The 21,218-nt window shown below is 58.7% G+C and carries 19 protein-coding genes; 10 read left to right on the top strand and 9 right to left on the bottom strand.

Annotation, left to right across the window (positions count from 1 at the left end; translation table 11 throughout):
• Positions 1-67: 67 nt before the first annotated feature.
• Entirely contained in the window at positions 68-1,969 is a 1,902-nt protein-coding gene (gene dnaK / locus ACZ5IU_RS04130) for a molecular chaperone DnaK (RefSeq protein WP_464420799.1), read from the bottom strand.
• A gap of 186 nt (positions 1,970-2,155) precedes the next feature.
• Here dnaK and ACZ5IU_RS04125 point away from each other — a divergent pair, with 186 nt between their 5' ends.
• The 3 genes from ACZ5IU_RS04125 to ACZ5IU_RS04115 are packed head-to-tail and all read left to right on the top strand — an operon-like array spanning position 2,156 to position 5,202.
• Positions 2,156-3,316: an amidohydrolase gene (locus ACZ5IU_RS04125; protein WP_464420797.1), complete on the top strand. Its 1,161-nt coding sequence runs from the start codon at positions 2,156-2,158 to the stop codon at positions 3,314-3,316.
• A 58-nt stretch (positions 3,317-3,374) separates the two neighbouring features.
• Entirely contained in the window at positions 3,375-4,304 is a 930-nt protein-coding gene (locus ACZ5IU_RS04120; RefSeq protein ID WP_464420795.1) for a DUF2156 domain-containing protein, read from the top strand.
• Positions 4,305-4,308: 4 nt separating this feature from the next.
• Complete coding sequence (locus ACZ5IU_RS04115) at positions 4,309-5,202, top strand: DUF2156 domain-containing protein (protein ID WP_464420793.1); 894 nt, start codon at positions 4,309-4,311, stop codon at positions 5,200-5,202.
• On the opposite strand, the gene ACZ5IU_RS04110 is transcribed toward ACZ5IU_RS04115, so the two are convergent.
• Together ACZ5IU_RS04110 and ACZ5IU_RS04105 are read right to left on the bottom strand one after the other, a co-directional pair.
• Positions 5,187-6,872, bottom strand: coding sequence for an FAD-dependent oxidoreductase (locus tag ACZ5IU_RS04110; RefSeq protein ID WP_464420791.1), 1,686 nt, complete (start codon positions 6,870-6,872; stop codon positions 5,187-5,189). The two genes, ACZ5IU_RS04115 and ACZ5IU_RS04110, sit on opposite strands and share 16 nt — an antisense overlap.
• A 25-nt stretch (positions 6,873-6,897) precedes the next feature.
• Positions 6,898-7,125, bottom strand: coding sequence for a putative Se/S carrier protein (locus ACZ5IU_RS04105; RefSeq protein WP_464420789.1), 228 nt, complete (start codon positions 7,123-7,125; stop codon positions 6,898-6,900).
• A 513-nt stretch (positions 7,126-7,638) separates the two neighbouring features.
• Here ACZ5IU_RS04105 and ACZ5IU_RS04100 point away from each other — a divergent pair.
• Complete coding sequence (locus ACZ5IU_RS04100) at positions 7,639-10,395, top strand: Synerg-CTERM sorting domain-containing protein (protein WP_464420787.1); 2,757 nt, start codon at positions 7,639-7,641, stop codon at positions 10,393-10,395.
• 666 nt (positions 10,396-11,061) lie between these two features.
• Positions 11,062-11,523: a hypothetical protein gene (locus tag ACZ5IU_RS04095; RefSeq protein ID WP_464420785.1), complete on the top strand. Its 462-nt coding sequence runs from the start codon at positions 11,062-11,064 to the stop codon at positions 11,521-11,523.
• Positions 11,524-11,616: 93 nt separating this feature from the next.
• Here ACZ5IU_RS04095 and ACZ5IU_RS04090 read toward each other — a convergent pair whose 3' ends face one another.
• From ACZ5IU_RS04090 to ACZ5IU_RS04080, 3 genes are all read right to left on the bottom strand, one after another.
• Positions 11,617-12,090 carry a fibronectin type III domain-containing protein gene (locus tag ACZ5IU_RS04090; RefSeq protein WP_464420783.1) on the bottom strand — a complete coding sequence of 158 codons (474 nt, stop codon included), beginning with the start codon at positions 12,088-12,090 and terminating at the stop codon, positions 11,617-11,619.
• A gap of 157 nt (positions 12,091-12,247) precedes the next feature.
• A complete protein-coding gene (locus ACZ5IU_RS04085) occupies positions 12,248-13,198 on the bottom strand; it encodes a WG repeat-containing protein (protein WP_464420781.1) in 951 nt (316 codons plus the stop codon).
• A gap of 281 nt (positions 13,199-13,479) precedes the next feature.
• The gene (locus ACZ5IU_RS04080; protein WP_464420779.1) at positions 13,480-15,006 is read right to left on the bottom strand and encodes an AMP-binding protein; all 1,527 of its coding nucleotides are present in this window, start codon (positions 15,004-15,006) and stop codon (positions 13,480-13,482) included.
• 146 nt (positions 15,007-15,152) lie between these two features.
• On the opposite strand from ACZ5IU_RS04080, the gene larC reads away from it, so the two are divergent.
• Positions 15,153-16,352: a nickel pincer cofactor biosynthesis protein LarC gene (gene larC / locus ACZ5IU_RS04075; RefSeq protein ID WP_464420777.1), complete on the top strand. Its 1,200-nt coding sequence runs from the start codon at positions 15,153-15,155 to the stop codon at positions 16,350-16,352.
• Between the two features lie 221 nt (positions 16,353-16,573).
• Here larC and ACZ5IU_RS04070 read toward each other — a convergent pair whose 3' ends face one another.
• A complete protein-coding gene (locus ACZ5IU_RS04070) occupies positions 16,574-16,924 on the bottom strand; it encodes a helix-turn-helix domain-containing protein (protein ID WP_464420775.1) in 351 nt (116 codons plus the stop codon).
• Positions 16,925-16,952: 28 nt separating this feature from the next.
• A complete protein-coding gene (locus ACZ5IU_RS04065) occupies positions 16,953-17,252 on the bottom strand; it encodes a type II toxin-antitoxin system HigB family toxin (RefSeq protein ID WP_464420773.1) in 300 nt (99 codons plus the stop codon).
• Positions 17,253-17,399: 147 nt separating this feature from the next.
• Between ACZ5IU_RS04065 and larC2 the strand changes: the two genes are divergently transcribed.
• The 4 genes from larC2 (at position 17,400) to ACZ5IU_RS04045 (ending at position 20,765) form a co-directional block, all read left to right on the top strand.
• A complete protein-coding gene (gene larC2, locus ACZ5IU_RS04060) occupies positions 17,400-17,855 on the top strand; it encodes a nickel pincer cofactor biosynthesis protein LarC2 (protein ID WP_464420771.1) in 456 nt (151 codons plus the stop codon).
• 307 nt (positions 17,856-18,162) lie between these two features.
• On the top strand, positions 18,163-18,495 hold the full coding sequence (locus ACZ5IU_RS04055) for a Fic family protein (RefSeq protein WP_464420769.1): 333 nt from the start codon (positions 18,163-18,165) through the stop codon (positions 18,493-18,495).
• 345 nt (positions 18,496-18,840) lie between these two features.
• Positions 18,841-20,253, top strand: a complete 1,413-nt coding sequence (locus ACZ5IU_RS04050) for an HD domain-containing protein (protein ID WP_464420767.1) — start codon at positions 18,841-18,843, stop codon at positions 20,251-20,253.
• Positions 20,247-20,765 (top strand): hypothetical protein, encoded by a 519-nt coding sequence (locus ACZ5IU_RS04045; protein ID WP_464420765.1) that lies wholly within the window; start codon positions 20,247-20,249, stop codon positions 20,763-20,765. The genes ACZ5IU_RS04050 and ACZ5IU_RS04045 overlap by 7 nt, the downstream gene beginning before the upstream one ends.
• 34 nt (positions 20,766-20,799) lie before the next feature.
• On the opposite strand, the gene ACZ5IU_RS04040 is transcribed toward ACZ5IU_RS04045, so the two are convergent.
• On the bottom strand, positions 20,800-21,153 hold the full coding sequence (locus ACZ5IU_RS04040) for a hypothetical protein (protein ID WP_464420763.1): 354 nt from the start codon (positions 21,151-21,153) through the stop codon (positions 20,800-20,802).
• Positions 21,154-21,218: the final 65 nt, after the last annotated feature.

Raw genomic sequence — 21,218 nt, 5'->3', positions numbered from 1 at the left:
GGGGAATCCGGGATAATGCGCCGGATTCCCCCTTCCATCTATCGAAAACAGTGCGCCGCGTCGTCCCTTACGGCTGCGCGCCGCCCTGGTCGACGAATTCCGCGTCCACGACGTCGTCGCCCGGCTTGCCGCCCGCGGATGTCCCTCCGGCCGGACTTTCGCCGGAAGCCCCCGACGCCGAACGGGACGCAACGATCTGGAACATCTGCTTCACGTCGGAAATCGCCACCCTGATCTGCTCGATCGTCGCGACATCGTTCTTCAGAAGCGCCTTCGCCTCGTCCGCGAGCGTCCGGGCCCGCGCCGCGTCGTTTTCGGGAAGTCCCTGCGCGCTTTCGACGGCCTTTCCGAGCTGGTATGCCGCGGACTCGAGCTCGTTGCGCGCTTCGGCCCTCTCCTTCTTCTTCCGATCCTCCGCCGCGTTTTCCTGCGCTTCGCGGACCATCCGGTCGACCTCGCTCTTGTCGAGGCTCGTCGACCCCGTGATCGTGATCCGCTGTTCCCTGCCCGTCTCGCGGTCCTTGGCGGTAACGTTCAGAATCCCGTTCGCGTCGACGTCGAACGTCACCTCGATCTGCGGGACTCCGCGCGGCGCGGTGCGGATGCCCTCGAGCTTGAAGTTCCCGAGAGTCCGGTTGTCGCGCGCCATCTCGCGCTCTCCCTGGAGAACGACGATATCGACGGCGGGCTGATTGTCCTCTGCGGTCGAGAACGTTTCGCTCTTGCGCACCGGGATCGTCGTGTTCTTCTCGACGAGCTTCGTCATGACGCCGCCCATCGTCTCGACTCCGAGAGACAGCGGGATCACGTCGAGCAGCAGGACGTCCTTCATCTGGCCCGAGAGGACCCCCGCCTGGACCGCCGCGCCGACCGCGACGACCTCGTCCGGGTTGACGGACATATTCGGCTGCTTGCCGCCGGTCATCTTGCGCACGAGCTCCTGGACGGCCGGAATCCGTGTCGAACCGCCGACGAGGACGACCTCGTCGATATCGGAAACGGAGAGTTTCGCGGACTTTATCGCGTCCTCGACGGGCACGCGGCAACGTTCGACGAGATGCGCCGTGAGCTGGTCGAACTTCGCGCGCGTCAGCGCCATCGACAAGTGTTTCGGTCCCGTGGAATCCGCAGTGATGAACGGCAGACTCACGTCGGTACTCGCGCGCGACGACAGCTCGCACTTCGCCTTCTCCGCGGCTTCGGTGAGGCGCTGGAGCGCCTGCTTGTCCTTCCGGAGATCGATGCCGCTCTCGCGTTTGAATTCGTCGGCGAGCCAGTCGACGACGACGTGGTCGAAATCGTCGCCGCCGAGGTGCGTATCGCCGGATGTCGAGAGGACTTCGACGACGCCGTCGCCGATATCGAGAATCGACACGTCGAACGTTCCGCCGCCGAGGTCGAAGACCATGATCTTCTGTTCCTTCTTCTTGTCGAGTCCGTAGGCGAGCGCTGCGGCCGTAGGCTCGTTGATGATCCGCAGCACGTTGAGCCCCGCGATACTCGCGGCGTCCTTGGTCGCCTGACGCTGTGCGTCGTTGAAGTACGCCGGAACGGTGATGACGACGTCCGTGATCTTCTCGCCGAGGTAGGCTCCCGCGTCGGTTGCGAGCTTCTTGAGGACCTGCGCGCTGATCTCCTCGGGAGCGTAGTCGTGGCCCGAAACGTGGAAGCGAACCGCCCCGTTCGGCCCCTCGATGACCTTGTACGGCACGATCGCGCGCTCGGACGCGACCTCCGAGAACTTCCGCCCCATGAACCGCTTGACCGAATAGATTGTCCCGTCGGGGTTCAGCGTCGCCTGGCGCTTCGCGAGCGATCCGACGAGGCGTTCGCCGTCCTTCGTGAAAGCCGTCACGGAGGGAGTCGTCCGGTTTCCTTCGGCGTTCGCGATGACCTCCGGCGCTCCCCCCTCGATAACCGCAATCACCGAGTTCGTCGTTCCAAGATCTATTCCTACAGATTTCTTCATTCGAGTCTCCCTCCTGACGTTGCGGCTCCGAATGGCCGCTTGAGTCTGATTTTCCCTGACCTATGCGACAGTATAGCCGATTTTCCGATCTTGTCAATATTGGTCAGTAAAAAATTCCGAGACCCGGATCGTGTACAATATCCGGTGGCGTCCGGAACGGACGCCGGAATTCAGGGAGGGAAGGTCATGACGAAAAAAGCTCTGATCCACGGAACGGTCGAGACGATGGCCGGACGGACGCTTCGCGACGCCTGCGTCGTGATCGACGGCGGAAAGATCGTGTCCGTCGAAGAGAGGGGAACGGCGCCCGCGGGGTGCGAGATCATCGACGCGGCCGGCGCCACGGTGACGCCCGGCTTCATCGACGCGCACACGCACATCGGGACGTTTTGCGAGGGGTTTCCGGAAGCGATGGAAGACGCGAACGACATGGTCGACCCGATCGCGCCCCAGCTCAGGATCCTCGACGCGATCTACCAGGACGACACGGCCTTCGCCGACGCGCTCCGCGGCGGCGTCACGTGCGTCCAGACGCTGCCCGGTAGCGGCAACGTCATCGGCGGGCAGGGAGCCATCATCAAAACGAAGGTGGATGTCGTCGACCGGATGGTCGTCGCCGCCCCCTCGGGGATGAAGGCCGCGCTCGGCGAAAACCCGATCCGCATCTACAAGGAAAAGAACAAGCTGCCCAACACGCGGATGGGCAACGCCGCGCTGATGCGCACGGCGCTCGTGAACGCCGCGAACTACCGGGCGAAGAGGGAGCAGGCGGAGGCGAAGGGTGACGCCTTCGAGCGCAATCTCGCGTGGGAGGCCATGCTTCCGGTGCTCAACGGGACGATGCCGCTCCGCGTTCACGCCCACAGGTGCGACGATATCGCGACGGCCGTTCGGATCGCGAAGGAATTCGGCGTCCGACTCACGATCGAGCACTGCACGGAAGGGCACCTGATCGCGGACTTCCTCGCGGAGAACAACGTTATGGCGGCGGTCGGTCCGACGCTGACGGGCAAGCCGAAGATCGAGCTGCGCAACAAGACGTGGGAGACCCTGCCCATCCTCTACAAGGCCGGGGTGCACCTCTGCATCATCACCGACCACCCCGTCATCCCGCTCGAGCACCTGTCCGTGTGTGTCGCGCTCGCCGTCAAGGCGGGACTGCCGCGCGAGGCGGCGCTCCGGTGCGTCACGCTCGGCGCGGCGGAGCATCTCGGGATCGAGGATCGCGTCGGAACGATCGAACCGGGCAAGGACGCCGACGTCGTCGTGTGGGACGGCGATCCGCTCGACGCGCGCACGAGCGTGCGCTACACCTTCGTGAACGGGGAGATTGCCTACCGGGCGTAACGTTGCTTCAGAAGGCTGTATCTCCCGAAATGAAATTTTCCGGGAGATACAGCGTATAATGACCCCCAAGAACGACCGAAATGGGGTGGAGCGGGTGGCGCTGAAATACGACCTGCTGGATCTCGGGAGGCGCGGGGAATATGTCGCTCTCTACGGGGCGTGTCAGGAATGGACGTCGGACTACACGTTCGTGAATCTCTGGGCGTGGACGGACGAGCGCAGGTACGAATGGGCCTTCGACTCCGGGTTCTGCTGGCTGCGGATCATGTCGCCGCTTCCCACGAACTGGGCCCCCGTGGGAAACTGGATTGGCGTCGACTGGAAGCCCATGCTCAAGAGGCTCTTTCCCGAAGGGGCGGTCTTCGAGAGAGTCCCGGAGCCGCTCTCGGAAATCTGGCGGCGCACCCTCGGAACGCACGCGCGTATCGAGGAGCAGCGATCCGAATGGGAATACGTCTACCCGGTCGGGGACCTGATCTCGCTGAAGGGCAACCGCCTCCATGCGAAGCGGAACCTTCTCATGCAGTTCCGCAGGCTCTACGACTGGACCTACGAGGAGATCGGACGCGACGACATCGACGAAATCCTCGCCCTTCAGGGCGACTGGTGCCGGTGGCGCAACTGCGACGACACGCCGGGGCTCAGGGCGGAGAACCACGCGATCACGAGAATCCTCTGCGACTGGGACAACCTTCCCGGACTCATGGGAGGGCTGCTCCGCGTCGACGGACGCCCCGTGGCCTACACGATCGCCGAAGGGCTTTCGTCGGGGGGGCCGGATATGCTCGTGATTCACTTCGAGAAGGGATTCACCGACTACAAGGGAATCTACCAGGCGATCAACCAGACCTTTCTCGAGCGCTCAGGCTCGGCGTACCGCCGCGTAAACCGCGAACAGGACATGGGCAGCGAATCGATCAGACAGGCGAAGGAGTCGTACAACCCTTCCGGATACCTCAAAAAATACCGCGTGACGTGGCTTGGCTGACCCCATGACGCTCGACTTCCGTCCGGTCTCGCAGGCCGACCGCGACGACTACCTCTGCGCGTGCCGGAAGATGCCGCTCGCTGCGGGCGACTATTCGTTCGTCACGCTCCAGGCGTGGCGCGAAGAGTGCGGCTACGAGTGGGCGACGGATCCCGAGACGCCCGACCTCTTCTGGATCCGCGAGACGCGTCCGGCCCCGCTGCTCTACGCCCCGGCGGGCGACTGGAACCGCGACTGGGACGGAATCTTCCGGCGTCTCTGGCCCGAAGGCGCGGTCTTCGACCACGTCCCGGCGCCGCTCGCGCTGATCTGGAAGCGACAGCTCGGCGCGCGGATTATCGCCGAAAACCGGCGGAACCTCTGGGAATACGTCCACAGGAGAAGCGACCTCGTCGACCTTCCAGGAAACCGCTTCCGCGCGAAGAAAAGCCGTGTCCGGAAATTCATGGAATCCTGCGACTGGACCTACCGGGAGATTACGCCGGAAACCGTGGAGGAGATCCTGCTCATGCAGGGGGAGTGGTGCCGGTGGCGCAACTGCGACGGCACGCCGGGGCTGCGCGAGGAAAACCGCGCGATTACGCACGTTCTCACGTCGTGGGGGGATCTTCCCGGCCTGCTCGGAGGGGCGCTGTCCGTCGACGGAACGCTCGTCGCCTATACGATCGCCGAGGCGCTCTCGGCGGATACCGTCGAAATCCACTTCGAAAAGGGGTTCACCCGCTATCCGGGCGTCTACCAGGCCATCAACGCGATATTCCTCGAACGCACGGCGACCTCGTTCGCGTGGGTCAACCGGGAGGAAGACCTGGGCGACCCCGGGATGCGGGAGGCGAAGATGAGCTACCACCCCGCCTCCTTCATCCGGAAGTGCCGCGTGACCTATCTGAGCGAATAGGGCCAGCCCATCACGCCGCCTTCGAGAACCGCGACGCGCTCGAATCCGAGGTGCCGCAGGATGCAGAGGGCGTCCCATCCGCGGATCGAAACCTTGCAGAACGTCACGATCTCGCGGTCCTTCGGAAGTTCTCCCGCGCGATTCCGAAGCTGCCCGAGCGGAATGTGGATGAAGTCGTACGGCAGACGCCCCTGCGCGTCGAGCTCGGGAGCGGTCCGAACGTCCAGAAGCAGCGGAGTCTCGCCGCGTTCGAACTTCGCGGCGAGTTCCGTCGCGCTGTACGAGGGCATGAGGCCGTCGAGTTTGTTGCGGAGCGCGTTCGCGGCGTGCGTCAGCATATCGAGCGCCGTGGAGAACGGCGGCGCGTACGCGAGGTCCGCGTCCGCGAGATCGTCGACGGTCATCCCCGACGCGATGGCGTTCACGGCCGCGTCGAGCCGCTTGTCGCCCCTGCCGTTGCCGAGAAGCTGGAGTCCGAGGACACGGCGGCTCTTCCGCTCGCACGACAGGCGCATCGTCAGCGATCCGGCGCCCGGCATGAAGTGCGGGATATCGCAGCCGACCACCGTGACCGCGACGGGGTCGAGCCCGGCCTCGAGGACCTCGGCGTCCGTCAGGCCCGTCTTTCCGGCCGTCAGCTCGAAGAACTTGAGGATCCCGGTGCCCTGAACGCCGCGGAACATGGCCGGAAGTCCGGCGATCGCATCGGCGATCACGCGCCCTTGGCGGTTCGCCGTCGACCCCATCGGTTGCCAGACGCGCTTTCCCGTCAGGAAATTCACCGTTTCGGCGCAGTCTCCGCCGGCATATATATATGGATCGCTCGTGCGCATCCGTTCGTCGACCGCGATCGCCCCCCGCGCCCCGAGCTCGAGCCCCGCGTCCTTTGCGAGGGCTGTGTTCGGGCGGACGCCGACCGACAGCAGCACCATATCGGACGGCAGCGTCCGCGCGTCCGTCCGCACCGACTTCGCGGTTCCCCCCTCGCACTCGATTTCGAGAACCTTCTCGCCGCCGTGGAACTCGACGTCGTGGCGCTCCATGCACTTCTTGAGGCGCAAGCCGAATTCGCCGTCGAACACGGCCGGCAGGGGCGTCGCGAGAGCGTCGACGACGGAGACGCGGATTCCGCGGTTCACGAGGCTTTCGACCATCTCCATGCCGACGAGCCCGGCGCCCACGATCACGGCGTTCCGTACGGTTCCCGAGTCGACCGCGTCGCGCATCGCGAGGGCGTCCGGCATCGTCCAGAGCGTATAAACCCGCCCCGAGTCGACGCCGGGAATCGGAGGACGGATCGGAGACGCGCCGGTCGCGAGGACGAGCGCGTCGTAAGGGAAAGTCCTCTCCTCGCCGGTGTTCAGGTCCGTCGCGCGGAGGATCCTGTTCGCCCGGTCGATGCGCGTCGCCATATGCCGCGTCAGTACCTCGACGTCCTTGACGCCGCGGAAGTACGCCGCGTCGCGCATGACGCCGAGCGCGGTTCCGGCGAGCTGCCGGTATTCGGACACCACGCCGCCGACGTAGTACGGCAGCCCGCACCCCGCGTAACTCACCCAGTCGCCCTTCTCGAGAACCGTCACCTGAGCGTCCGCGCAGACGCGCATGAGCCTCGAGGCCGTCTTCGCGCCGCAGGCGACGCCTCCGACGATAACCACGCGCCGTGTCATGTTCATTCCTCCCTCTCGGTATCGTCTATTGCTGATCGTCGAGCGTATGGAAGCCCGCGGTCTCGATCTTGCGCTCCGCGCAGACCGCCTTCACACGCTCCGTCGCGTCGCAGGGGAATTCGCACGCGAGGCCGCAGCTGGCGGAAAGCTGCCGGGGGACGGGGACGACCTTCACCGTGAGCCCCTCTTTCCGAAGCGTGCGTTCGAAGAGAATCGCCATGCTCGTGATGTGAAACGTTGCCAGACACTTCATCGAATCGCTCCTGTCGTATCGGAAGAATAGTATGCGAGGCGCATTATACCATCCCGGGGTGTCCGGCGCGAATACGCCGCGGAACCGCACGGATACAGGCATGAGAAGCCCGCTTAAGAAAACGAAAATACTTGACATCATAAACGGAGTGTGTAAACTTGGTCCGTATATCCCGCAACCCGCGCGGAAAACTCTCCCGAATGTGGTCACTACGGGACATATTCGCTTGCGTTTCTTGGTGAGATTCCGTAGAATCTGCTATAATCGCGGATGCGGGGTGTCCGCCTTTCGGCGGGCCGCATCGGACGGGTACCATGAGATATCTGGCAGCCTGATTCATTCGAACGGAAGGGGGGATCCGCCCACCGGAGAAGGGTACCGACAACGGAATATCGCGCGCGTGGTATGAAGTGTTGGTGATTTTTCGGAAGCGGCGACCCGGGGAATTCGGACTCCGGTAAGCCCGATCGGTTCTCATAATGCAGATTCTTTCCGAAAAGGAGGAATTACTGGATGAAGAAGCTTTCATGTTTTGCGCTTGTTCTGCTTTTCGCGCTGATGGCGACAGTAGCGTTCGCCTCTTCGCCAACGAATGTGACCCACGAACAGGCGGCGACCGTCACCGCTATGGATACGTTCATCATCAGCGGTGAACCTTATGGTGCCGACGGCCTTTCGAGCAGCGCCTATAAGGACTATACGGCGGCCGGAGCTCGCGAGAACGATGCCGCGCAGCTTGGTCAGTACTACCTTCTGTGGCAGTCCGCGAACCTGAACCGGAACAAGTGGCTCGTGGATAAGAAGGACGGATTCACGCTGTATGTGCAGCGGACCGGTGCTGCCGGCAATACGACGGTGTCGTTCGATCTCGTTGCCCGGAGCGGACTCGTGAATACGGCGAGCACGTTCAAGTGGGATTCGACGAAGTGGGCCGCGCTGACGAACAAGTGGCAAAACAAAATCATCAACGATGTGACCGGAGTGGCGAGCGTTGACTTGGCTAACCTGAACGACGGGTTCCAGGGTTTTCTCGTCCGCACGGCGACGGATGCCGATGTCCACGACCCGATGGTGATGCCGTTCAACCTCACTTTCGTGACGTCCGGGGAAGGGCTTCCTGCTGTGCCGAAACATTATGTCCGTACGGTCATGAGCGGCGACATGGTGGTTGACCGGAACTCTCTGTGCGCGATCGACTGCTGCGCGGTGACGTTCGAGCTCGACTGCTGCGACGAGACGTTCGTGAGCAACGATGTGACGGATCAGAAGGGCTACACGCGTCACGTCAAGCTGTACTTCAACGAGCCGAACCGTTACGGCGTATACTGCTGCCAGGATTTCGGGATCTGGGTGACGTCTGCGGACCGTACCGATGCGACGCCGGGGAACGCGGTATTCAGCCCTGATTTTGCGACGGCTCACCTGAACGACGAGAACATGTTCCGTGTGCGTGTCGCCCCGAACGAGCGGATTACGTGGAACACAAAAAATGTGCAGGGCAAGTATACGGACGACAGCGTTGTGAAGTACTTCTGGCCTGTGGAGAAGGATCTGACCAACACCTACAGTCGTCGGACGGCGATGCAGGACTGCGGCTTGAGGTATGACTGGGTCCAGTTCTATGCTGCGGCTCCGTATACCGGAGATGCGGCTGGTGTGAAGGATCTTGACCTGATCGACGTTGCGGACAACTACTTCGGCCAGATGCAGTATCTCGGCGTCTGGTACGGCGGAGCGAACTGCGTGTGCGGTACGGATCCGTGCGCTGAAGTCGAAGTGATCGATGTTCCTCGCGTTGCGATCCAGAACCTCGGTGTCGACGCGCTCGACATCAAGACGTCGCAGGGCGGAATCCAGGCGAACATCTGTTCCTCCGACTGTGGACTTTGTGATACCGTCAGCGGCGATCCCACGTTCCGTCATGTATATGGAACGGGTGTTGATTACAGCACTCAGACGGGATACCTCGGAACAATCTCCGTGGACCAGGCGTACCGTTGGGGTGACTTCAACTATCTGAGCGGTGCGGCGAACGGCGATATCATCAACGACCAGTGCTCCTGCTGGATCTACCCGGCGTTCACGAAGACGATGCAGCCGAAGGCGAACAAGGACTTCAAGCTTGCGGCGAACGATGGCACGGGGGTGACGGGACGCTGGAACACCGCGTACACGGTCGGGAAGCTTTCGTCGTCGAACCCGGATCCGTGCTGCGTGGGTGACCTTCTCTTTGTGTGGCAGCCCTGCGACTGCGGCGAGCAGACGAACGTCCGCGAGGCTATGACTGCTGCCGGCTGCACGACGACAGACCTCCGGTTCCCCGGAGTTGACACCACGTATCTCACGCTGGACACGGGGATTATCGTGACCAACAACACGTGGGATATGCAGCGGATTCCGACTGACGACAAGAGCACTGAGGCGCTGTGGTACAACTACTTCAAGGTCAAGGACGTGAAGTACGATTCCACGACCCCGAAGCCCTCGATGGTTGGTGTCCAGCTTCGCTTCACGCTTGACTCCGCTGATTTCGCTGCGGCCGGCTTCAATCAGGATGCGAAGACGTGGAGAGGAGATTTCTGGAACACGTTCACGGTAATCGCGGTTCTGAATGGCCAGAAGATCGATCTTTCGTCAATTCTGACGAAAGCTGACTTCGATTGGCAGGGTTCCCTGTTCGCGAAAGTTGATGAAATCGTGAACAGCGCTGCCGGGCAGTCTGCACGCAAGACGAACACCGAGATCACAGTGTACCTGCCGATCTTCTCAGTGAACGGCGCGCTGTGCGACTCTCTGGTGAAGTACGTCACCATTCCGGCGACTGGTAACAAGATCATCGTCGCGAACGATGGCGTGCTTGACGGATACTTCAAGGGAACGTTCTACATCGCGAAGAAGGGCACGGTTCCGTGCACGATCACCGTTTCTGACCCGACGCTGCTTGTCGGCGAAACGAAGACGGTCACACCGGTTGTTGCCGAAACCTGCGCCTGCTCGGACGTTGTCTGGGGAGCGATTTCTTCAGATGTCGCCTCGGCGGTTGTTTCCGGTGACTCGCTCATCGTGACGGGCCTTAAGGTCGGAACGGTCAAGACTTCTGTGGCTCTCAAGTGTGACGAGACTGTATCGAAGGATGTTACGATTACTGTGACACAGGTCGTAACGCCGACGACGGCGCCGAGCAGCAGCAGCGGCGGATGCAACGCGGGTGCGTTTGCTCCTCTTGCCCTTGTTCTTCTTGCTCCGCTCGCCCTTCTGATGAAGAAGTAAGGAATCTGTTCAGTTTATTTGATTGAGTCTTGCTCCACAGAAGAGGAAGGGTCCTCATTATGAGCGCCCTTCCTCTTCTTATATGCTGCTGACAGCATGTACAGATATGTTCTTCAGATTACGCCTGAGTCGTAATTATACGGAGTGAATCGACGAGTATTTCACTTATAATTTCAATAGAGGTTCCGTGAGAGTCCCCTTGATTTTTGTATCCCGATTTTCCTTCGATTGAAAGGAGTGTGGTGTCTTCTGCCGATACGACGAGATATTGTGAGAATGTCTGTTGGGGTGATTGCGTTTCTCTTTGCCTGTTTCACTGCGACGAACTCCTCTTCGGCGGTGCAGTTTTCTAATGATGCGAAGATTCGGAAACAGCTCGAAAGTCTTCAAAAAATGCCTCTTTCCGGAGATGCGGTCTACTTTCGAAGGGGTATGCCTGCATATAATTTTCCTTCAGATGCTCCTGTAGGCCTTACAATGACGAGCTTCCCAAGACTTATGCTTCAGGGGAAGGGAATTATCGACGAAATCCTGTTGAGGATCCCCGAAAGTCGAACGTCGTATCCCTTTGAGTTTTCTCTCGGATGTGGGTGAGGAGGAAGCGTTGGCTCTGTACGTGTTACAGGCCTTGAAACGGTTATGAGGCAGGAGCAGGAAAAATATCAGGTGCTTGATGTGATGCTTCCAGCCTCACGGGACATTAACAGTTTCGCCATGCTTTCCTTTGAAAAAGATGGGCAAAATGTGCGTCTTCCGGTGAGATTTTTTTCTTTCTCTGAGAGACCGGTGAGCCTTACGGTCTCATGGAAAAGGAGTTCCAATGATGATTGGAACCTCTTGGGGACTGTCACATCGTTGCCGGCGAAAATTTCATGCCAAGAACAAATGCAAATGTCAGGGAGTGATTTCCTGATATTGAACAGAGGAAATGCCTCCGTTCAATTCAAAAGCGCCATACAGATACTCATACCTCGGGGGAATTCTGTCTGGCAGGCGATTTCTCTCGGCGACAATACGATTCTTCCACCGGGGTATGCCGGGACGATACGTATCGGCGCTGAAAGTAACTTCTCACAGATTCACGTACAATTTGAGCAAGGAGACCTCATCGTGGAATCCAGCCGGTAATTTTTTAGCACCGATTCGAGAATTCAGATAATAAAAGCCCCCGCAAAAAAAACTTGCGAGGGCTTTACTTTTGCAGGAATATTCGGGGCGGTTTTATCGCCTTCTGGAAAGCGCAAAAATCGGAATAGCGAGCAGGATCATAGAAAACGAGAAAACACCTATTGTGCAGCCACCCCCACCGGATGCTCCGGATGCTGAAGGAGATACCGATGGAGCAATGGTAACCGTGACAGATGGTATTGCTGTCGGCCCTGGTGTCGTAGTAGGAACACCGGTTGGAGTGGGATCTGTAGCAAGCGGAGTCACGTTTACTTCGTTTGAGCGTCCTTGATTGTCTCCTCCAACGACGTCGAGGAAGAACACGTAAACGACACCGGGTTCGAGATTTCGTACCGTATAGTTATTCATTGCGGAAGTAATCGTTGCGCCGGGAACAGTCGCAAGTGCCCCGGTTGTTGTTTTCTTGTAATAGAGCGTTATTTCAGTACACCCGGACGGGGGTGTCCATCTCAAGGTCGCACTTGCAGGGCCAGGCGTTGCCGCGAGATCACTGATCGGATCCGCCACGGGATCCGGATTGGGGCCTCACCCGCGTCCCGAGGTTGCGCAATCTGAAGCGAAAGAGATGCCACACAACAAAAAAGCGACGAGCAGCAAAAAAAACGCCGTTGGAATACTTTTATTCAGACGCCTCACGATACATCCTCCTCTCGATAACAGGCCATTATTTTACAGGCGTAATGAACCCCCATTTTCCCTTGGGTTCCTTGACAGCTGCCAAGATCTTTCCGTCCGACAATTTCATAAAGGAGTACGCCATTTCAAAAGTCGGAGGAATGATTTCCGCACCCTTTGCATCAATATATCCCCAAAGACTTGTTTTCGCATCTTTGAATGCGGCAAGCCCTTCCGAAAACGGCCAAACCATCGGGTATTTCGCGGGGATGACCAGATTCCCCGTCCTGTCGATAAAACCGCATGCGTCGAATTCGGGCATGATCGGCGCAAGGCCGTTCTGGAAAGGGAATCCGCCCAGACCCTCTTTGCTGAGGAGTACTTTCCCTGTTTTGTCGATGAAGCGTACTATCCTGTTCGAGAGAACAACAGCAACTCCGTCTTTGAAATTGGATGCGTATTCAAATCTATCCGTGCTGGCGATAACAGGTTTTCCTGTCATATCGATATAAACAAAAGAAGACGCTGCGCTGACAGGAGCCAATCCCTCTTCGAACCGACCTGCAAACTCAAATTGTGGCTCGATCTTCACGTTACCCTTTGCGTCCGTATATCCCCACTTCGCTCCTTTGAGAAAGGCGGCCATGCCGGAAGAAAACCCATCAACCGCTATTCTGCCGAACTTCGGTTCAATGACGAATTTCCCCGTCTTGTCGATAACGCCCCATTTAACGTTATCCGCTGTTGCTCCGGCCAAACCTTCCGACATATTCGTCAATCCTTTGAAATCCTCGGGAATAGCTCTTTTGCCTGTAGAGTCGATGAGAAAAAAAACATCTCCAGATTGTACACGAGCTACGTCCTCGTGGAAGTCAAAAGCACGATCGTATACCGGTGGAATGACGAAAGTAAATGATTCGGACGCAAAACTTATTCCGCCAGAAGCGATGGCGACTAAAAAAAGTACGCAGAAAACTTTTTTGGGAAAGGAAACACGCATTCGTTCAAGACCTCCTCGTTTTTGTTTGAGCCTTCATTGCATTTCAGACATTATATTTCCGGAGTAAGCCGAAAACATACGGGAAAAGTACGGGAATATGCACACCAAAAAAACAGCGGACTCCTCCCCGCCTTCCTTATAGAGAAAAGACAGTTGTTTGAAGACAGTTCGTTAGGAATGTATGTTTTCTCAGCAGTCAGAACAACTGTGAGTCAAGCTTTATTATTGTGCAAATGCTTCCAGCCAGACTAAGAGGGATGTATTATCGGAATATTCATTGCTTATAAACTAGGTGTTTTCGTCTCCTTGACCATCATCTCGCGCAACTTTCGCTTGAGCACCTTTCCGACGCTCGAGATCGGCAGTTCCTGCACGAACCGGACCTTGCGCGGGACCTTGTAGTACGCGAGTTTCGACTTGCAGCGACCGACGATGTCGCTCTGCGTGAGTCCGGCGGACTCGTCGGCGATGACGAACGCGACGGGCACCTCGCCCGTGACGGGGTTCGAGATGCCGACGACGGCGGTTTCCCTGACGCCCGGAATTTCCCTGATGACGGTTTCGACCTCCTGCGGATAGACGTTGAATCCGCTGACGACGAGCATGTCGCTGACGCGGTCGAGGATCGCGATGTAGCCGTCCTCGTCGATGCGAACCATGTCGCCCGTGTTGAACCAGCCGTCGCGGAAACGTTCGGCGGTCTGTTCGGGGTCACGGAAATAGCCCGACGCGACCGAAGGCCCCCGGACCCAGAGAACGCCTTCCTCTCCCGCTGGAAGCGGCGTTTCCGCTTCGTCGCGGATCTGGACGTCGTAGCCGGGCATCGGAAGGCCGACGGTGCCGGTCCGCCGCCGCGCGTCGCTCGGGTTTGACGCGACGACGGGCGAACACTCCGTGAGGCCGTAGCCTTCGAAGGTGATGACGCCGAGTTCCTTCCGGAATCGCGCTTCGAGCGTCGGATCGAGACGGCCGCCGCCCGTGAGGATATAGCGGAGGTTTTCGGGGAGCTTTTCTCCCTTCGAGACGGCCCCGAGGATGAAGGGGAGCATCGTCGGCACGGCGATGAGGATGTCCGGTCGCGCTGCGCGGAGCGATCCGAAGAAGGCCGGAAGCGGCATGAACGACGGCGAGATCGCTTCGGAGAGGCCGCAGACGAGCGGCAACAGGCCGCAGACCGTGAAGCCGAAGGAGTGGAAGTTCGGCAGGACATTCATGAGGGTTTTGCCTTTTTCGAAGCCTTCGACCGTGTGATGGACGGCCGTCGTATTGTCGATGAGGTTCGCGTGGGTCAGGGGGACGGCCTTCGGCAGCCCCGTCGTACCGGATGTTGCGAAGATGACGGCCGTATCTGCGGAGCCGGGGACGTCCATCGTCCGGATGTGGATGTCCGGCAGCGGCCCGACGGGGGAAACCTGAACGGACGGGATCCCGCATCTTCCGGCGATTTCGGCGATCGCGTCGAACCCTGGGCCGGTGACGACGAGCGCGGGGGCGAGATGCGCGACGATCCGTTCGGTCCATTCCGCGCCGCCGCGCGGGTTGATCGGCGCGAAAGTTCCGCCGAGCGTCCAGACGGCGAGCGAGAGAATATGGACCATCGGACAGTTCGGCAGAAACGCCACGATCCGGTCGCCTCCGCGGAAGCCGTTCTTTTGCAGGGTCTCGGCGCACTGGTCCGCGAGAAGCATAAATTCCCTTCCAGTCATCCAGCGTCCTTCGAAAGACGTGGCTCCGGGGCTCCAGAGGAACCTGTCGGCCCCGTGGCCGGAGGCCCGCTTCCGGATGAGTTCCTCGAGTCGTTCGCTCATGCGTCCTCTCCACCTCTCCAGTCCGATCAGTATAGAGAATATCACGGGGCGGTTCGGGAGTGAAGTGCGGAGGAAGGACTTCGTATGCTTCCGGTATAATACGAATCACTGTGCGGGGACCGTCCCGAATACTGGAGGAGATAGCGGTGCGCGTTCTGTATTTCGACTGTTTCGCCGGGATCGCCGGAGATATGACGCTCGGGGCGATGCTCGACGTGATCGATGGGCTCGAAGGCTCGAAGGACTTTGCGGATGCGTTCCCCGCCTCAGTGACGACGGCGCTTGGCGTTCCGGATGTCGGCGTCCGCGTCGTCCGGGACCGGCGCGGGGGCGTTTCCGGCTACCGGATTGAGGTTGCGACGCACGAGCATCACCCGCACCGCCATCTGCACGACGTTCTCGATATCATCGAACGAAGCAGCTTTTCCCCGTTCGTCAAGGAGCGCGGCGCGGCCGCATTCCGCCGCCTGGCTGAGGCCGAGGGGAGCGTTCACGGCGTGTCGCCCGATGAGATTCACTTTCATGAGGTCGGGGCGATCGACTGCCTCGTGGATGTCCTCGGATCGTTCATGCTGCTCGAGCGCCTCGCGCCCGGACGCGTGGTCTGCTCGCCGCTGAACGTGGGATCGGGGACGGTGAAATGCGCGCACGGGGTGTTGCCGGTTCCCGCTCCCGCGACGAGCGCGCTGCTCACGGGTGTTCCGATCTTTGTCGCGGGGGGGCCGATGGAGCGCGTGACACCGACAGGGGCGCTGCTTGCGACGATGATCGCCGACGAGTTCGGATCGCTTCCGGCGGGGAAGCTTTTGGCCGAGGGGCGCGGGCTCGGCGGCCGGGAGAGCGATATCCCGAACGCCCTTCGCGTCTTCTGCCTGGAATGCGCGTCGGGCGCCGGACGCTTGCCGCTGGAGCATGACACCGGCGTGGTGCTCGAAACGAATATCGACGACATGAATCCGCAGTTCTACGCGCCGGCGATGGAGCGTCTCTTCGAGGCAGGGGCGCTCGACGTGTGGCTGGAGTCGATCATGATGAAAAAGGGGCGCCCTGCGGTACGCCTCTCATGCCTCTGCCGGACCGAGGAGCGCGAGACAATGGCCTCGATCATCCTGCGCTGCACGACGACGCTCGGGATGCGCTGCATCGCCGTGGACCGGCTCAAGGCCCGGTCCGAGTCGCACGCGCGGGAGACGTCGCTCGGAACGGTGCGGCGCAAGGATGCGATGCTCGGCGGCGAGAACATTCATCGGTCGCTCGAATACGACGACCTCCTCGAGATCTCGCGGAAGACCGGAATCTCACTGCCCGAGCTTCACCGCCGGCTGAGCATCGAGACGGAGGACTAGGGCAGAGCCGGGGGCGGCTTCGCGAAATTGATGGCCGCGGGTATAATCGTTTTTCGGAGAACGGCATAAAAGATAACGATTTTTCAGGAACCGTAATCGTTTTGGCGGGAGGAAGCCGTGACTCAAAGAAATCCGGCGGGGATTGCGCAGAAGGACGCCTCTCCCCGCAGGAACTTTATAGCGGAAGAATCTGCCGAAGATGCGATTCTCGCCGGGATCTCTCAGCGGATAAGATGTTCCAGTGGAATTCCCAGACCCTTGTGCAGATTCCGGATCATCCTGAGCGAGAGCTTTCGTTTGCGGTTCAGAACCTCGTAGACCCGGTTCGTTCTTCCGATATACGGGACGAGATCGGCCGGAGAGAGTCCTTTTTGCTCCATCGCGAAGGTAACGGCCTCCACGGGATCGTTCGCATCGATCGGGAAATGTCGCGTCTCGTAGGCTTCGACGAGTGTCGCCAAAACATCGAGCCGGTCCCCCTCGGGTGAATCCGGGGCGGCATCCATGAGCCCCTCGATTTTCCGGAGAGTTGCTTCGTAATCCTCATGTGTTCTGATTGGCCGGATTTTCATCTCATTCACCTCACGTTCCCGATTCGTCTCAGATTTTCTGGACATCAATGCCGTCGTATTCCTCGTGTGTCCCGATAAAGCGGATATACACGATTTTGTAGGGATAGTTGATCCAAACTACGAGACGGTACTTATTGCCGGCTATGTTGAAAACCGCACGGCCGGATTTGAGAATGCTCGCGTTTCCGAAATCGCGTTTTACATCGGCTGGAGAATCCCACGCGCTCTTCTTCACCGCGGCATACCATTGCGTGAGGGTGCATTTGGAATCTTCACGCCCGGGGTGTTCGTAGAATGCCTTTAGTCGGGAAAGCGCGATGATCCTCATTGGGGAATTATAGTCCCATTTTGGGAGTTTGTCACTGTTTCACCCGGCGACGCCCGATCGACGTTCGAGCCGCGGCAGTGCGTCGACGAGCTGCTTCGTGTATTCCGCCCGGGGGGACGAAAGAACCTCGCGGGTGTTCCGGTCTTCGTGGCGGGAGAGCCGCTGGAGCGTGACACCGGCGTGGTGCTCGAGACGAATATCGATGACATGAACCCGCAGTTCTACGCGCCCGCGATGGAGCGTCTCTTCGAGGCGGGGGCGCTCGACGTGTGGCTCGAGTCGATCATGATGAAGAAGGGGCGCCCTGCGGTACGCCTCTCATGCCTCTGCCGGACTGAGGACCGGGAGACGATGGCGGCGATAATCCTGCGCCACACGACGACGCTCGGGATGCGCTGCATCGCCGTGGATCGGCTCAAGGCACGTTCGGAATCGCGTCCGCGGGAGACGTCGCTCGGAACGGTGCGGCGCAAGGATGCGATGCTCGGCGGCGAGAACATTCATCGGTCGCTCGAATACGACGACCTCCTCGAGATCTCGCGGAAGACCGGAATCTCACTGCCCGAGCTTCACCGCCGGCTGAGCGTCGAGACGGAGGACTAGGGCAGAGCCGGGGGCGGCTTCGCGAAATTGATGGCCGCGGGTATAATCGTTTTTCGGAGAATGGCGTAGAATATAATCATTCTTCAGGATCCATAATCGTTTTTCAGGGAGGAAGCCGTGTCCGAAAACATTCCCGTGAAGTCCGCACGAAGACCGGCGGGGTATGAGGCGCTCATCGAACGATTTTGCCTTGACGTCATTCCGAATTGGCGCAGATCCTTCGTCGCACAGACGGGCGAGCATCGGATCGACGTCACGGACGGAGCAACCGAAGAGACCTATCCGTCGCGATACTGGCCGGGCCGCCGTGATCCATGCCGCGGTCGTCGCCTGGGGATTCGTCTTTTTGCACCCGTTCGAGGACGGAAACGGGCGGATTCACCGCTTCCTGATCCACAACATTCTCGCCCGACGCGGCTTCACGCCCGAGGGGATCATGTTTCCCGTATCGGCGGCGATGCTGAAGGATCGCGCCGGGTACGGCGCATCTCTGGAAGCATTCTCGCGACATCTCATGCCTTTCGTGGACTATTCGCTCGAGGGGGAAGGCCGCATGACCATCGGCAACGATACAGCCATATGGTATCGATATATCGACATGACCCCGCAGGCGGAAGCGCTCTTTCGTTTTGTCGAATGAACGATCGATACGGAACTCGCGGATGAACTTGCGTTTCTGGCGAACTACGACAGGACGAAACACGCCATTCGGGAGATCGCAGACATTCCCGACAGAAAAATCGACATCTTTATCCGCTTCTGCCTGCAAAACGATGGTAGACTCTCCGGACGAAAACGCTCGGACCATTTCGCGTTCCTGTCGGATGATGAAGTCGCCCGTATGGAGCAGGCCGTCCGGGCGGGGTATTCTTCTCGGTTTGGAAAATGATATTTTCTGGCGCATGACTTGGTATGGTGCGTTGGATGAGCGTCGAGATGGAGAAATGAGTGATTATAATTGTAAAAAACTTCATTTTGCGAGGATGTGAGCGCCATTCCGGATTATAGACTGCAGCGTATCCGCGACCCGCTCTACAATCTGATCGAATTCGGCGAAAACTCATTTGACGACGCGATGTGGAAGGTCATCCAGACGAAAGAGTTCCAAAGGTTGCGCAGGATTCGCCAGTTAGGTTTCTCGGAGTTCGTGTATCCCGGCGCGACGCATACCCGTTTCGCGCACAGCCTTGGCGTGTATCATATGGCGCGGCGGCTTATGGAGATCATTCGTCGACAGCAGGACGGATTTGACGAAGCGCGGTCAGAAATGGCTCTGGCGGCCGCTTTGGTGCATGATTTGGGACACGGTCCTTTCAGTCACGCGTTTGAGGATGTCGGACGCACGCTCGATATACAGTTGGCGAATCACGAAACTGTCACTGCGTGGTTGTTGCGTGAAGGCGACGTCAGCAAAGCCCTGAAAACGCGTGGAAGCGGTTTTGACGACGATGTAAGCGCCGTAATCGCGTCCGAGCAGAACGACATCTACAGCGCCGTGGTGTCGAGTCAGTTCGATGCGGATCGGCTTGACTATATGCAGCGGGATCGTATCATGACGGGGACGCAACTTGGGATGGTCGATCTCGAATGGATTCTTTCAAACCTTGAGATCGGACGTATTTCATCCGGAGTAGACGATGAATCGGTTAACGAGGTAGAAACCCTGGTTCTCAATCGCAAGGCTATTCATGCAGCCGAGTCGTATATCCTGAATCTCTTCCAGCTGTATCCGACGGTGTATTTTCATAAGGCGACGCGCGGAGCGGAGAAACTTTTTACGGCCCTTTTGGTGCGACTCCTAACTCTGGCCGGAGAGGGTTCGTGGAAACGTATCGGTCTTCCGCGACAGCATCCTCTGTTGGTGTTTGCCGAAAAACCGGACGATGTTTTGCGGATGTTTGCTCTTGATGACATGGTGGTATGGGGCGCGCTTTCTTTCCTGGAAAAAAGCAGCAAGGATCCGCTTGTAAAAGATTTTTCCGGACGTATTTTGAACCGCAGGCTTTTCAAGTGTATCGACATTCGGGAGAAGCTTGAACAAAAAGGCATAGTGGGCAAAGACCTGGAAAACGCCTGTCTGAAGGTTGAAGACGCCTTGAAAGAGTGGGACAGGGAGCAAAAACTGCAGATTCCGGCGGTCCTGGTCGATCATGGAGAGCGCTTGCCGTATAAGCAGAACAGCGCGAAACAGTTGAATCGAATCCAGGTCCGAACCGCAAATGGCGGGACGGACGACATCGGAGAATATTCCATGATCGTAAAAAACATAGAAAAATTCTGGTTTTCCAGAGCATATATAAGTGAAGCCGATACTACATCGAGAAAACATGTCGAGGATATGATTGCGAGAGTAAGTGCAGGGTTTTGTCCGGACAAGGGGGATGAAAAAACATGCTGAGAAGAGAGTGCGCCGAGCTTGTCGCCAATATTGTCCGTGAGGCGGGGGGAACGCTGATTGGCCGCACCAAACTCCAGAAAATCGCATACCTGCTGAAAAGCGCGGGGCTTTGCCCGCATTTCCATTTTCAGTACCATCATTATGGCCCTTACAGCGAAGATCTCTCGATGGCCGTTCAGGATGCGAAACTTCTATCGATGTTGCGGGAGGAACTTTCTCCTACTTCCTGGGGAGGCGAGTACGCGACGTATCATTCCGATGGAAGCGCCACGTGGAAGCCTGATGAGCACAAGACAATCCTGATCCGGATTTCCTCGGGTGCGCGTTCGATAGAGCTCGAACTTGCCGCTACGGCGGTGTATCTCTCCCGGAGAGAGATGTCTCCTGATCCTTGGGGAGAAACCGCTCGACGCAAACCTGAAAAAGCGGATAAGGAACGTTTGATTCAGGCGAAAACCCTTTACAGAAAACTTCGCGAGGCCGTCCCGGAGCTTCCTGTTTTGCCGGAATGACGGCGCGTCGTTTTTGTAGCATCGGCTGGCGTCATTATCGACACGCTTGCAGAAGTTTTCGATTCAGGGTCAGCACGTCGATTCCTCCGAATTGAAAATCGGAGTCGTGTGTCAACAATTTATATTGCCGTTGGTGGCAGATATCGACACGAAGCGAGTCATTGAGATCGATTTTGCCGGAGGAGAAATCCGTCAATGCCCGGCGAAGATCCAGCGAATCGGCCGGTATTGCGTGAGTTTGGCAGAGATTGACGATCGGCAATACCGGTTCACATATTCGCTCAGTATCAATGGGTCGAGGATGGGGTGGGCCTTTGCCTTCAACAGTCTGGCGAAGACGCCGGGATAATTCGGAATTACCTTGGAGAGGGGCGATACAGAGCTTCATCTCTGCCTCCTGGAAAACAACAACACAGCTTTGCCTCAGTTGATTTCTGAAAAAAAAGTCCGCAA

Source organism: Lactivibrio alcoholicus (assembly GCF_055390895.1).
This window is presented reverse-complemented; position numbering and strand designations above follow the sequence as displayed.